This is a genomic window from Leptospira barantonii (genome assembly GCF_002811925.1).
Taxonomy (GTDB): Bacteria; Spirochaetota; Leptospiria; order Leptospirales; family Leptospiraceae; genus Leptospira; species Leptospira barantonii.
The window spans coordinates 280553-294785 of sequence record NZ_NPDS01000001.1; the positions used below are offsets into that span (position 1 = coordinate 280553).

The 14233-nt window shown below is 43.3% G+C and carries 11 protein-coding genes; 5 read left to right on the forward strand and 6 right to left on the reverse strand.

Annotation, left to right across the window (positions count from 1 at the left end):
• The first annotated feature begins 7 nt into the window (after positions 1 to 7).
• Positions 8 to 583 (forward strand): DNA-3-methyladenine glycosylase I, encoded by a 576-nt coding sequence (locus CH367_RS01310; protein ID WP_100760712.1) that lies wholly within the window; start codon positions 8 to 10, stop codon positions 581 to 583.
• A gap of 203 nt (positions 584 to 786) precedes the next feature.
• Here CH367_RS01310 and CH367_RS01315 read toward each other — a convergent pair whose 3' ends face one another.
• Positions 787 to 2130: a hypothetical protein gene (locus CH367_RS01315; RefSeq protein ID WP_100760713.1), complete on the reverse strand. Its 1344-nt coding sequence runs from the start codon at positions 2128 to 2130 to the stop codon at positions 787 to 789.
• 203 nt (positions 2131 to 2333) lie between these two features.
• On the opposite strand from CH367_RS01315, the gene CH367_RS01320 reads away from it, so the two are divergent.
• Positions 2334 to 3644 (forward strand): adenylate/guanylate cyclase domain-containing protein, encoded by a 1311-nt coding sequence (locus CH367_RS01320; RefSeq protein WP_100760714.1) that lies wholly within the window; start codon positions 2334 to 2336, stop codon positions 3642 to 3644.
• A gap of 54 nt (positions 3645 to 3698) precedes the next feature.
• On the opposite strand, the gene CH367_RS01325 is transcribed toward CH367_RS01320, so the two are convergent.
• Together CH367_RS01325 and CH367_RS01330 are read right to left on the reverse strand one after the other, a co-directional pair.
• Complete coding sequence (locus CH367_RS01325; RefSeq protein WP_100760715.1) at positions 3699 to 4244, reverse strand: YbhB/YbcL family Raf kinase inhibitor-like protein; 546 nt, start codon at positions 4242 to 4244, stop codon at positions 3699 to 3701.
• A 199-nt stretch (positions 4245 to 4443) separates the two neighbouring features.
• Entirely contained in the window at positions 4444 to 5295 is an 852-nt protein-coding gene (locus CH367_RS01330) for an NmrA family NAD(P)-binding protein (protein WP_100760716.1), read from the reverse strand.
• Between the two features lie 124 nt (positions 5296 to 5419).
• Between CH367_RS01330 and CH367_RS01335 the strand changes: the two genes are divergently transcribed.
• The gene (locus tag CH367_RS01335; RefSeq protein WP_100761302.1) at positions 5420 to 6331 is read left to right on the forward strand and encodes an AraC family transcriptional regulator; all 912 of its coding nucleotides are present in this window, start codon (positions 5420 to 5422) and stop codon (positions 6329 to 6331) included.
• A gap of 4 nt (positions 6332 to 6335) precedes the next feature.
• On the opposite strand, the gene lsa25.6 is transcribed toward CH367_RS01335, so the two are convergent.
• From lsa25.6 to CH367_RS01350, 3 genes are all read right to left on the reverse strand, one after another.
• Positions 6336 to 7022: an Lsa25.6 family adhesin gene (gene lsa25.6, locus CH367_RS01340; RefSeq protein ID WP_100760717.1), complete on the reverse strand. Its 687-nt coding sequence runs from the start codon at positions 7020 to 7022 to the stop codon at positions 6336 to 6338.
• A gap of 82 nt (positions 7023 to 7104) precedes the next feature.
• Complete coding sequence (locus tag CH367_RS01345; protein ID WP_125226080.1) at positions 7105 to 7830, reverse strand: hypothetical protein; 726 nt, start codon at positions 7828 to 7830, stop codon at positions 7105 to 7107.
• Positions 7831 to 8369: 539 nt separating this feature from the next.
• Entirely contained in the window at positions 8370 to 9746 is a 1377-nt protein-coding gene (locus CH367_RS01350) for a sugar-binding protein (protein WP_100760719.1), read from the reverse strand.
• Between the two features lie 126 nt (positions 9747 to 9872).
• Between CH367_RS01350 and CH367_RS01355 the strand changes: the two genes are divergently transcribed.
• Complete coding sequence (locus tag CH367_RS01355) at positions 9873 to 11987, forward strand: adenylate/guanylate cyclase domain-containing protein (RefSeq protein WP_100760720.1); 2115 nt, start codon at positions 9873 to 9875, stop codon at positions 11985 to 11987.
• Between the two features lie 87 nt (positions 11988 to 12074).
• Complete coding sequence (locus CH367_RS01360) at positions 12075 to 14213, forward strand: adenylate/guanylate cyclase domain-containing protein (protein WP_100760721.1); 2139 nt, start codon at positions 12075 to 12077, stop codon at positions 14211 to 14213.
• Positions 14214 to 14233: the final 20 nt, after the last annotated feature.

Consider the following 14233-nt stretch of genomic DNA (forward strand, 5'->3'; position numbering starts at 1 on the left):
ACGGAAGATGAAAAAAGAAATCATACGTTGTGCTTGGGCGACGGACGATCCGCATTACATTCAATATCACGACAAAGAATGGGGAACTCCCGTTCACGACGATCGCACTCTATTCGAATTTTTGATTTTGGAAGGAGCACAGGCCGGACTTTCCTGGATCACCATCCTTAAAAAGCGCGACGGCTATCGAAAAGCATTCGATAACTTCGACGTCGACAAGGTCGCTTCCTACAAAGAAAAGAAAATCCAGTCTCTTTTAAAGGACGAAGGAATCGTTCGAAACGAATTGAAGATCCGATCCGCGGTTAAAAACGCACAAGAATTTTTGAATATTCAAAAAGAATACGGTTCATTCGACAATTACATCTGGGGTTTTACGAATCATAAAATCGTCTACAACATTTGGAAAACGAAACGGGAAGTTCCGAGTAGCACTTCCGAATCGGACGAGATGAGCAAGGCCCTCAAAAAGAAAGGTTTTAAATTCGTGGGTTCCACGATTTGTTACGCGTTTATGCAGGCGACCGGAATGGTCATGGATCATACGACGGATTGTTTTCGTTTTGTGAAAAAGCCGAAGTAGGAATGCTGTCGTACTTCCGACGGAATTTTCGTAAAATGCGGCCCCACCCGCGTTTAGGGTGGTGGTGGAGTGGCGGTGGGCAAACTCCGGCGAGTTTTTCACTAACAGAAAATTCAGTTTCTGTAAAGTAAAATTCTCCCGCCGTCGTTCTGTCGTACCTCCGACATGGATGCGACCCATAGGGAGCATTCCGCTGAGTTGATCTATGGGAAATTTTTTCGAATTGCTTCCTTTGAAACGTTTCCGTCCCAGTCCGTTTGAATCAAAAGCGCATCGATATACGATGCCGGTTTTTTCTTCGTATAAGAGAGAATGACGTAGCCTTTATCGTTTTTTAGAATTTTGTTCGCCATATACAATCGTTGAGAATGTTTTTTCTCGGAGATTTTTTTACCGGAAGAATCGAACTTGATCAAGGTCATCGGACCTTCTCCGCCCGCTAACACTCCCAAAAATCCCTGGTCGGGCGATTCGATGATCAGACTAAGAAAGTTGAATCCGCCTAAGCGTTGTTTGGTTTCCCAGATCGTTTCCCCTTTGGGCGAAAGTTTTAAAAGCCACACCGCGTCTTTTCCTGCGCCGGCAATTCCACCCGACAAAAGCAGATTCCCGTTCGAAAGTTTGAGAAGGGAGATTGCCAGATCCTCCGCTCCGGGAGTTGCAAAGGTTTTTTTCCAGAGTTGTTTTCCGTCGGAATCGTATCGATGAACCACCACGTCTCTCTGCGATTCTCGACCGGACACGTTATCCGTGCTTACTGCAAAAACGATTCCTTCTTCGTAACCGACGCTTGCATTCGGAGCAAACGAAAGATCGGGAATGTGTTTCGCGTTCTTTACCGCTCCGTCCTTTCCGAAAAGAACGTATAAGAAACTCGTTTTGATCGCGTTCACGATCGTAGTAGTGTTTCCGTTCTTTTCTTCGGTTTCAACCCTATGAGAAACGGAAACAAGACCGCGAAACTTCTCGTTCGAAAGTTCCTGAAACGAATACAAGTGCGGGTCTTCCTCTCCGCAAAATCCGTCGCAGATTTCCTTTGCGAGAATGATTCGATCGCTCGTAAGTTCTCCCCGATCGTCGTATTTGGAAAAGATGAGTTTGCGGTTGTTGGTTGCGCTTCCGATCGTTCCCGCGGTTACAAAACCTCCGTCTTGGGTCGAAACAAGATTTTGAATACTTTCGAAATTATGAATTCCGATCGTATATCCTTCCATATCCACCGGTTTGCTCGTGAAAAGATATTTCCACCAGACGGGATTTCCGTTCCCGTCGATCTTGGCCGACCACGCGGTGCTATAAATTTTCTTTTCGATCTTAGCGTTGGAATCTTGTCTGCTACAATCGTTTGCGGAACCGGTCACCACAAAACTCCCGTCTTTCAATTGTGTTAAACCGGAAGGAAGTTCCTCTGGACATTCATTCGGTTTCATTCCGTTGTATTGTTCTCCGCCGAAAACGGTCTGCCAAAGCGAAGTAGTTTGGGGGAAGACGGAAGCGCTTCCCATTAAAAGAACGAAAGTGAGAATGATAAGTTTAAGCGGTTTCATGATGGAATTCCTCGTGGGACCGGAAGTTTCATCATGAAGCGCCTTCTTGTAAAGAAATTATTTTATTTTCAGTTATAGTAAGTTTTCGAATTATAATCGAAATGACTTGAATTGGAATTCGCTCTTTACAAAAGGAGAGAGTCGTTCCGTTTGAGAATAGAAATCTTACAGAATCAAAAATTCATGATATAGGTGAAATCGAAATGAAACCCGCCGAAGACATTCTCGGTCAAAAAGAAAAAAGAGCCTTTCGAATCGGATATATCTTAAGAGCGATTTTGGCTCTTTCTTTCATTCCGCCCAGTCTATCCATTTCTCAAAGCGGCACCGAACGGCTTTGGATTTTGGTTTTATATGTAGGAACGATCGCCGTTTCCTGCACGATGCTTTGGTTTCTTTCCAAGGAACGTTTTTGTTTAAAAGACGACAACCGTATCGCCGGATGGCTCGGAGTTCTTTTGGATGTTCTGATTCTTTCCATTCTTCCCTGGACATGGTACGATTCTGTGGGAGGAGATTCCATACCGAGAACGTATTTGATGAAGACCGCATTCATACCGATGACCGCCGTTTTTATTCTCGTGAACGGTCTTTCCCTAAAGCCCGTCTATCCTGTGTTAGTCGCCGTAGCGGCGTTTTCGATTTCATTGTATATCTTTCAATATGTCAGCGAAGATCCGAGAAGCGTATGGACCGAAAGTTTATCCGAGACGTTCTTAACGGCCAAAGCAAGTCCTCAGTATTACTTTACGATCGTTGCGCTTTTGATTCTTTACGGAGGAGTCACTTCGTTCATCGCTTTTACGGCGCGTTCTTTGCTTAAGGAATCCGTGCGTTCGGAACGTAGGAGTTCTCAGCTGGGAAGATATTTTTCACCGGGAGTGATCCAAAGAATCACCGCGGAAGATAATCTTTTTTCTCCGGGAGGAAGATTGCAGAAAATCGCGGTATTGTTTTGCGACATCCGAGATTTCACTTCCATCTCCGAAAAACTTTCTCCTCAAGAAGTGATCTCGCTTCTCAGCGAATATCATCGCGAAATGGTTCGGGTCGTTTTTGAAAACGGAGGTTCCGTGGACAAGTTCATCGGGGACGGAATTTTGGTGACGTTCGGAATTCCGGAATCCACGGACGCGGATTGTAGAAACGCGGTGGCCGCCGGAATCGAAATGAAAAAAGCATTAAAAAAATTGAATAAGCTTAGGATTCAAAAAGGGGAAGCTCCTTTAAAACAGGGAATCGGAATTCATTTCGGAGACGCCGTTTGCGGAAACATAGGCACGGAAGAACGTTTGGAATTCACCGTGATCGGAGACGCGGTCAACGCCGCTTCCAGAATCGAATCCGCTTGCAAAGAATTGAATTCCGAATTTCTAATCTCCGAAGAAGTTTTAAAACATACCGAACTCGTAAACGGATTTAAAACGGTTTCGAAGGGAGAAGTAAAGGTGAAAGGGAAGGAAAAACTTTTGAGTTTATTCGAAGTGATTCCGAACGATAACGAGGCGGGTTAAGACGTTAGACGCATCCGTCGAAGACGCTAAGATTTACGACGGATGCCGAGACGATTATCTTCCGTATTTTGCGAGAAGAGTCGCTTCGCCGATTTTAAGCGAGTTGATGTAAAAACCGATCAAAGCTCCGGAAGAATTCTGATCCGCAGGAATCTTATCCTTCAAAGCGTAAACTGTAAAGTAGTAACGATGCGGTTTATGACCTTGTGGTGGACAAGGACCGCCGTAACCGGCCGCGCCGAAATCGGTTCTACTTTGAATCGCTTCCTTAGGAAGAAGATTCTTTTCCAAGTTGCCGGCGTTTGCCGGAAGTGAAGTGGTCGTTGCCGGAAGATTAAAAACCACCCAATGCCACCATCCGCTTCCGGTGGGAGCATCCGGATCATAGACGGTCAACGCGATACTTTTCGTATCTTTGGGAAGCCCGGTCCAAGACAAGGACGGAGAAATATTTCCACCGGAACAACCGAATCCGTTAAACACTTGTTCGTTGGCGATCGACTTTCCCGCGGTAAGTTCGGGGCTTTTCAATTGAAACGGTTCCGCTTGAAGCAAGGTCGCGCTGAGAAACAACACGATTGCAAGTCCTTTGATTTTCATAAAACGAAGTACTCCTATCTAAACTTAGAGTTTATAATTCAACAGCAACTTAGACGAATTGCAAGATTAGTTTTGAGGATTTCGCAAAAAATAAGAATGAACGGTAAAAATCCGAGCGGATTCAAAGAGGAAATTGAGGATTTTTGAATATAAAACGAAAGGAGCCCGGATGGGCTCGCTTTTCGTAAGTGAAGAATGATTAGTTTAACCAGACTTTGCGGTTGTCGCTCGCATACTGATCGAAACTGATCGGATCTTTTCCGGTGATTTGTTTTACCGTATCCGAAATCGGAGCGCTATGCCCTTCTTTCAAGTTTCCCGCGATATACACGAGAACGTTTGCGTAGTCTTCGGGAACACCCGCGCCCACTAAACCTTTTTTAAAATCTTCGGGAGTGATGTCCGCGAATGCGATGGAAAGTCCCGTCGCCTTGGATAATTTTTGAGCGACCTCGTCGTGTGTGATGGATTCTTTTCCGGTTAGAGTGAATTCTTTTCCGTTTTGAGAATCATCCAAAAGCAAAGTTGTCGCACTTGCCGCGATATCTCTCGCGTCTATAAAGCTCGTCTTTGCATTGCCCGCAGGGAAGTAGATTTTTTTGTCCTTTAAGATTCCCGAAATCCAAAAGGTTTGAAAGTTCTGCATAAACCAGTTCGGGCGAATGATATTGTAAGCCAGCCCGGAGTTTTCAACGGCTCTTTCGAGTTTTCTAAAGGGAAGATCTTCGGGAGAATGTTCCACTCCGATCGCCGTCATGAGTACAATTTTTTGTAATTTTTTAGACTTTGCCTTTTCGATCCAAGGATTAAGAATGTTGTACTGATCCGTATAACCCGGTGGGGAAAGAAAAAAGGCTCTGTCCACTTGATCCAATGCTTCCAATCCTACGTTTGGTTGGGACGCGTCCGCTTTTACCCAGTGAAGGTTGGGCGCTTTTTTACCTGATTCCGGTTTACGAGAAGCCGCGTAGACCTCGTGGCCTTTTGCCAATAAATTATCTACAACGAACCCAGAAACCAAACCGGAAGCCGCATAAACGAAAATTTTCATAATTGATTCTCCTATAAAATAGAGTAACCCGGAACATAAAATCTGGCTATGTCCAATGATCTAAAAAGCATATCCAATCGTATAAATTGCTCGACTTCTGGATATGTTGGGTTACAATGAAAGAATGGATCTTCTTTCCGAAATATTAACCGCCGCCGCTTGGAAGAGCGATATTCTCGCGAGAACCTCGATGTATAAATCCTGGGGTTTGAAATTTCCCTGCGAACGAAGCGGAGGGTTTCACATTCTTTCCCAAGGTTCTTGTTTTGCAAGATTCAAGGGAGAATCGATTCCGCTTGAAAAAGGGGATATCTTATTCATCGCGAGAGGATTCAATCACGATCTTGTTTCTTCGCCGAAGGAAAAGGCGCTGGATATCGGCAGGTTTCGCGAAATTCTTCCCGAAGAATCCGAACTTTCCGGAACTCCGATCACCACGTTTGTTTCGGTTCGTTACGAGGTTCCGGAAACGACACAACATCCGTTCTTTTACGAACTTCCCGATCATATTCTGATTCGCGCCGGAGAAATTCCGTCGCATCATCCTCTGCATACGACTTTGATTTTAATTTCTCAGGAAGTCGATTCCGGTTTGGGTTCCGATTTGATTCTTCAGAGATTGACGGACATTCTTCTATATTACGTTATACGTCATTGGTTGGAAACTCATCCCGCTCTTTCGCCCGGATGGAGAAGCGCTTTCAAGGACGAAAAGATTTTGGCCGCGTTGGAAGCGGTTCATAAAAAAACGGCTCACGCTTGGACCTTGGAAAATCTCGCTCGAACCGTGGGAATCTCTCGCGCTTCGCTTGCCAATCGGTTTCGCGACGTTTTAGGTTGTACTCCGATGGATTATCTTGCGCGTCTTCGGATTGAGAAGGGAAGAAGTCTCATTCAGGATCAAAACGCGACTCTGGAAGAGGTGGCGCGTAACGTGGGATATTCTTCGGCCTTTGCGTTCTCGAAGGCGTTTAAAAGAATTCACGGTTTTTCTCCCCGCAACGAGGATCTTCAAAAAATCAAAAACGTTTCTTGAGCGATTAAAGAGAGAAGGGGATCATCGCTTTTAAAGATTCCTCTTGGATTAGTTCTGGGTGAAGCGTCCAAGATTGGTTTCGCGAAAGTTCCATGAAACCCTTTCTTTGTGTAAAAGATTTATAATTCTTTAAGGTTTCCGAAATTATTTTAAAATCGTTACTCATTTTATCCGGAATTCCGTCTCGATTCATATCCAATTCGATTCTTTTCATCGGATAAATCCAAATTTCGGCCTTACGATCTTGATCGGAATCTATTTCGATTCTCGCAACAATCCCCGAGTTTGTTTTCGGTTTTGCAAATTTGTTATAATATTGGGTCGTCTCAAAAAAACCGTCCGCATCCGTATCATTTTTTTCAATGAGTTTAACATTGTCGGGGCCAAACCAGATTTTTCGATCCACTCTTTGCGGGTTTTTTACGGCGCTTTCATTGTAGAATATCTCTAAAGATTTCGGATCCTGCGAATCCATTTTTAACCACATCCAATCGTCCGGAGTTTTCTTTTGATACTCGAAGGTTTCCATAAATATAGAAATCTTTGAATCTGTTTTCGTATAAAGAGTATTATCAACTGAGCCGTCTTTATTTTGATCGAGTGGAGTTCCTTGAAAAGGGGAGTTGCAGGTCGAAACCGCAAAAAAAAGGATCCAAAAGAAAAGATAAGAACGATACTTTCTAAAAAACATTGATAAATTCTTCCCTGTGAAGCTGATGAAAAGGCCATCTTTCGATGACCTTTTTTTTGTTCTAACGCAAGTCGAATGTGGCTTAGAATTGTGTATTCAAAGTTGCGCAAGTGTTTGTCGCGGTGGAGCTACTTCCGTAAGTGCAAGCGCCGACTGCAAGTTTTGATATCTTTGCTTTGGTGTTTGCGGTAGCATCCAACATTAAAACGCCGCTAAAGTCTGTGGCTATTTTGTTTGTCACTGCAGTTACGCAAGCGGTATCAGTTGCCGAAGCGGCCGCAGTTGCAATAAGGCTCGTATAGTTCAGATTTTTGAAAAGATTCACATCGAGAAGATTCAATGCAAGAATTTCCGCTTCGGAAAATCCCAACGCTCCCAACATAACTTTAAAAGGCGCAATTCCTTCCGCACGTAGGTCGGCAATCGGATAGAATCTGGTTTTCTCAGCGGTTGTATCAAAAGCGGTTTGAGCCGCGGCGGTCGAGTTTGTAGTCGCTACGTTGTTTTTTGAATTTGTTAAGTTCGTGATCGTGGTTGAATTACAGCCTAATGACGTCGCTAACGTGATTGCGGTATCATATTTACCTTGGGTCAGCACGGTTGCATCGGCTAAAGTGGAACCCGTAAGTGTTGCTTGGTTGCAACCTCCCTTTGGAATGACGTTCAATTGCGCTGAATACAAAGTTGAGCTTGTTCTTGTAACCATAGCGCAGTTCCCGCTGGTTTGATCCACTAAATAAAGCAATCCCGCCGTTACGACATCATCGTTTCCATCATCCTTTGGTTTGCAAGCTACCAATGTAAGCATCAGTGCTAACCCCGCGATTGCTTTTGTTATATTTCCTTTCATGAAAAACCTCATTTGTTTTGTTTAAGTGAGTAACTATCACTTGTAGGTTATTTCTTTTGCTTGTGAATGTAGGTCAAAGTTTTTAATAAAAATATAAAAAAACACAAATGATTTGTTTTTAATAATAACTATTAAAAAATAATAATATTCTAATGTGTGTTTAATTTAATTAAGATGTAGGCAATAAAATTAATTCTAATTATAGAAATGAATAGGATTGCTATAGTATTTTTTTATTCATTTGATAAGGCGATAAGCTCTTTTCTTGCCTGCCTTATCTTTGTTCGTTGAATAGTTTTGTTTTAAAAGTTGAAAAGTTTTTGATATTGCGGTAGGTGCGAGAATGATTGTTAGGGAAGTTTTTTCACACTTCGAATTTATAATTCAGATAATGTTGATAACAAACTAAAAATAGTTTCGATTGAGTGGAGGAAGTTTTTTTGAATGAGAAGTGGGAATATCATAATTCTATCATATTCCCTTTCCGGATTTTATCTTTAGTTTTCTTGCTTCCAAGTTCCCAAAGAATATTTTCCGGAAATAAGTTCCAATTCTCCCAATGTATACGGATCTTGGTCCTCGATCTCCGAAGTCGCCATTTTCTGTAAAGGTTTTGAATCCCCGTCGAAATCCAAAACGGCAACGCTTGCTAAGAATTTAAAACCCTCGGAAAGACCCGAAACGTTTTCTTTTCCGAACGTCTTCCATGGAATTTTAAACCGAATCGTATAACCGTCCGAAGACGATTGAAGAGCGGCTTCCACGTCTTCTTTGGGATATTTTTTGCCGTTCCGGAGTATTTCTATTTTGCCGTTTTCTAATATTCGAAACGAAAGGAGAATTCCTTTGGGGCCGATTTTTTTACGAAGTCCGGCATTCGTGTCGAAGTCGAGGAGAGTGGAATCGAGATCGGCGGTAAACTCGACCCGATCACAATCCCTCGACGCGAATTGAGAATTGCAAAATCGAATTTGATCGTCTTTGACGGAAACCTGTAGCGCAAGAAATTGAGAATTCCAACCGGATCGAATCCGAAACGAAAGATCCTGCGGTCCTTTCCAAGAATTGTTTTTGCCGATCATCCAATTTCGATCCTGAATTTCAAAAGGAAGAACCGGTAAAAAATCCCAAGCCGCGCCGAAGGAAAATCCGTTTTGAGTTTGAGAGGAGAGAATTTTTTTAAACCGAATTTCTTTTCGGGGCGGAATGGATTCCTGTTCCGATTCCATTTTTCCATCGTAACTTCGGGAAGAATCGAGATTGATCCGATTGAAGGAATGTTTCAAACCGTCCCCGAAAGAAGTATGATAACTGTAAGTATCGCTTCCGATCCATTGCCAAGCTGAAGATTTAAACCGGATCGTTTCCGAGTTGGACCATCTCCAATTCGAACCGCCGTACGAATTTACTTTGATCTTTCCGCCTGAGCACTGTAAGGTGATCTCCGGTCTTCCGTAAACTCCTCCGCAGGCGTTGCAGGGAATCATCGGTATCATCGAATCGAAACGGTAATTTCCTTTCGGATCTCCTAAGGCGATCCCAAGAAATCCGTTTTGATCCATGGCTTTTTCATCCGAAGAATCCGTTTGTTTGACGCGCATCGTGAACGCGAAGTCTTCGATTCCGTCCTTGTTCCAATCGTTTTTGCAGAATTCTTCTCCGCTTCCGAACTCGAAGGAAAACGGAAAGTTTTTCTTTTTCCATTCTTCCTCGAATCTTTTTTTGATAACGGATAGATTGTCGCCTTCCGATCCGAGCGGAATCCAGGCGCCGAGAACGGCGATTGAAAGAATCGAGATTGCGTAAACCGATTTTATTAAAAGGACGAACGCGTTCGTCTGCGGGAGAATGAATTTAAACCGAAGCTGTGACATCTGATTGTTAACAAATCAATCCGGAATTCTTGATGAGAATTGATTTATAGAGTTTGAATATTCATTGACCTATTCGTTTAACAACGCATAATTTCGTATAACTCGAAAGAACTTTTCGGTATCATTATGAGCCTTGTGCGATTTTCCGTCTGCCTATGTTGTCTTCTTTTTTTATCCTGCGATTGGCTTTCGCCCACTCAGTTTCCAAAAGCCGAACGCGGTGTTCTGGATTTGAGAGAATGGGATTTTGATAAAAACGGTCCCGCTCTTTTGGAAGGAGAATTTCGATTCTTATGGAAGAATTTTTCCTCCGAAGTGTGGACGGAAAATTCGGATTTCGCAGTCGTGCCGAAGGCTTGGATCAAACTTCCGGATTCTCAGGAAAAGAATTATACCTCTCTTGGTTACGCGACTTATTTTTTAAAGATTCGTTTACCGGATTCTTTTCTCGATCAGGAACTTGCGTTTCAGACGGATATTTCCGAAACCGCGTATGAAATCTATCTGAACTCGCAAAAACTCGGCGAGGTGGGTAACGTGGGAGTTAGCGCCGAAACTTCCAGACCGGAATGGAACAAAAAGATTTTTTCGTTCCACAACAAGGATAAGGAAATAGTTCTTAAAATTCTAATATCAAATTTTCATCATGCACGGGGAGGGCTTACCGGAAAATTTTTTATCGGCAAAAGTTCTTCGATTCAATCGATCCGGGAAAAAAGACTTACGTTGGAGGTCTTCGTTTTCGGAAGTCTTGCGATTATGGCCTTGTATCATTTGACTTTGTTTTTCTTGAGACAAGAGGAGAAGTCGGTTCTCTATTTCGGTATATTGTGTTTTATTTATTGTTTTAGGGCCATGAGTACGGGGGAGAATCTGGTTCAGATTCTGGTTCCGGGTTTGGATTATTCGATTCATTCCAAACTCGTTTATCTTTCCATTTATCTGGCCGTTCCGGTTTTTGCGGCGTTTTTTCGTTCTTTGTTTCCGACCGAATTCAATTCTTATTTATATTATGGAATTCTAATTATCGGCGGTTTGTCCTCCGCGATCGTAGCGATCACTCCTCCTTCGTTCTTCACCGGAACGATAGACGTTTATTATCTTTTCACGTTCTTCGTTTTCTTTTACGGTTTTTTTATTCTTGTGACGGCGATTCTTAAAAAAAGAAGCGGCGCGATTCTTTTGCTCAGCGGTTTGCTCGTGTTCTTTGCCGTTTTTCTTCAGGATACGCTCTACAATAAAAGAATCATCAATACGGGTTATTTTTCGCCGATCGGTCTGCTCGCGATGGTTTTTTCACAGGCTTATCTTCTTGCGAACCGTTATTCTCAGGCGTTCGGCGCGATCGTGGATCTTACGAAGTCGCTTAACAAAACGAATACTTCGTACGGACTTTTTGTTCCGAGGGAATTTCTGAAAATTCTGAACGAACACAATTTCATCGACGTAAAACTCGGAGACGTCGCCGAAGAGGAAATGACGATTCTTTACAACGAGATCCGAACGGCTCAGTTCATCGGTGATCAAGCCAACGCAAAGGAGAATTTCGAATTCATCAATTCTTACTTGGGTAAGGTCGGGCCTTTGATCCGGGATAAGAACGGATTCATCGATAAATATTTCGGAGACGCGTTTCTGTCCCTATTCTCCCAAAAGGCGGAAGACGCTCTGGAAAGCGCCGTTGGGATCCAGGGTATATTAAAAGAAATTAATATGATTCGAATCGGCAAGGGTAAAGAAGCCGTTCGAGTCGGAACGGGTCTTCACAAAGGGCCGATTCTTCTCGGAACTATCGGAGAATCGGAACGGATGGAAGGCGCAGTGATTTCTCCTTCCGTTACTTTAGCGACTCGAGTCGGACAGCTTTGCAGATTGTTCGATTCTTCGATTTTGATTACGGATCACGTTTTATTCGGTTTGGAAAATCCCGAAAAGTATTCCATGCGTGTCATCGATCGGATTCAGTTGAAAGGTCACAACTCGGTTGTGACGATTTTAGAAGTTTTTAATGGACAATCCGAATCCCTTCTCGATCAGTTTATGGACACGAAAGAAGAATTCGAACGCGGAATCGCAAACTTCAGACAAAGAAATTTCGAGGAAGCCTGCGTGATTTTCAATCGGGTTTTGGAAAGAAACAAAATGGATCAACCCGCGCGCTGGTATCTTGAAAAGTCGATTCATTACTGTAGATTCGGTTCCCCAAACAATTGGGACGGTATTACGGTCTTGGATGTTTAAAAAAAAATCTTCGTTTCGCAAATAGGTCAGGTCGAATATTCAACTTGACCGACTCGAACTTCGAGGGAGAGAATCAAGAAAGGCTCCATGACTTTCCATAGCTTTTTTCAAAGACGAGTATTTGTTCTTCTTGGACTCTTTTTTGTTTTAAATCATTGCGCTTTGGAATCGGAGCGTCCTCATATCTCCGCGTCTTCCGGCGCGATCGATCTTTCGTCTTGGAATTTTGAAGAATACGGCCCCGTAGCTCTACAAGGCGATTGGACTTTTCGTTGGAACGAATTTGCGGAAAGCCCGAACATCGAGCCTGAAAAAAACAGAATCATGCCGGTTCCAAAGGCTTGGACCCGGATTCAAGACTCCGATGGAAAGAATTATCCGGGAACCGGAATCGCAACATATTTTTTGAAAGTGATTCTTCCCGAAAATAAGAAGCCGGTAAATTTTGCGATCTTGGCCGAAACTTCCGAAACCGCTTACGAAGTTTGGATCGACGGAAATAAAATTGGAGCGCACGGAGTTCCGGGGAAAGCCGCGGATTCTTCCACTCCGGAATGGAACGTGAAGATTCTTCCGTTTCAAATACAAAAACAGGAATTCCTAATACGAATTCCTATATCAAACTTTTATCATGCAAGAGGCGGTTTGACAGCGCGTTTGATATTGGGAAACGAGGATCAGATCATTCGTCTCCGTGAAAAAAGAATGACCGTGGACGTTTTTCTTCTCGGGTTCTTGGTCGCGATGGCCTTGTATCATTTCACTCTTTATTTTTTGAGAAAGAAGGACGTCGCCCTTTTATATTTCGGAACTCTTTGTTTCGTTTTTTGTTTTAGAGAGATCACCACGGGGCAGAATCTCATCCAAGTGATTTTCCCCGGAGTTTCCTATCACCTTCACATGAGAATCGTGTATTTGAGTTTTTATCTGATTCCTCCGATCACCACCGCGTTTTTACGAGCGTTGTTCCCGGATGAAATGAGAAAGGAACTTCACTACGCGGTCGTTTTTATCGCTTCGATCTTTTCCTTGGTCGTGGTTTCTCAGGATCCGGTTTTGTTTACGGGAACGATCGAATACTATTACGTTTTTACGTTCCTTTGTTTTGCGTCAGGGTTCTTCGTATTGATGCTTGCGTTAATCCGAAAAAAACCGGGTGCGATCGCGATTATGATCGGTATGTCCGCGATTTTTCTCGCGTACAGTCAGGACATCTTCTACAACAAAAGAATCATTCCCACGTTTATCCTCGCGCCCTTCGGTTTGATCGCTCTGATTTTTTCCGAAGCATTCCTTTTGGCGAAACGATATTCTTTGGCCTTCGACGCGGTGGAGGATATGTCCGAAAGTTTAAAGAAGGTGAATTCTTCTTACGGGCTGTTCGTTCCGAGGGAACTTCTTAAAATATTAAATAAACATGATATTCTCGACATAAAACTCGGGGACATCGCGGAAGAGGAGATGAGTCTTCTCTACAACGAAATTCGAACCTTTTCCGAATTCGCCGAACAGATGGACGGAAAGGAGAATTTCGAGTTCATCAATTCCTTTCTCGGAAAGGTCGGGCCCGCGATTCGGGAACGTGACGGATTTATCGATAAGTATTTTGGCGAAGCGTTTCTTGCGCTTTTTCCACCCGAACCCGAAAAGGCGTTGGAAAGCGCGGTTGAAATTCAAAGAATTCTAAGAGAGTTCAATCGAGAAAGGATCGCGAAAGGAAAAGATCCGGTCCGTTCCGGAAGTGGGATTCATACCGGGCCGATTCTTCTCGGAACGATCGGTGAAGCGGAAAGAATGGAAAGTACGGTTATTTCCTCGTCGGTGAGCGTTGCGTCTAAGATCGGTCAGTTGTCGAAGATGTATGATTCTTCCCTGTTGATTACGGACTCGACTTTATTTCGTTTAACAAATTCATCCAAATACTATTATCGAGTTGTGGATCGGGTTCAGATTCGGGAACAAAGAAGTGTCTATACGGTTTTGGAAGTGTTCAACGGGCTTCCCGAAACCTTAATCGATTCCTACATGAACACACGCGAGGAATTCGAGCGAGGAATTCTTTTGTTCCGTGAGAAACATTTCGAGGAAGCCTGCGTCGTTTTCAACAGGATCTTGGAAAAAAATCGGGCCGATCAAGCCGCCCGAGTTTATCTGGAAAAATCGGTTCACAACTGCAGATTCGGAGTTCCCGAAAATTGGCAGGGAGTGACCTTGCTCGGAGATTGACGGAATATTCTAAAATTAGA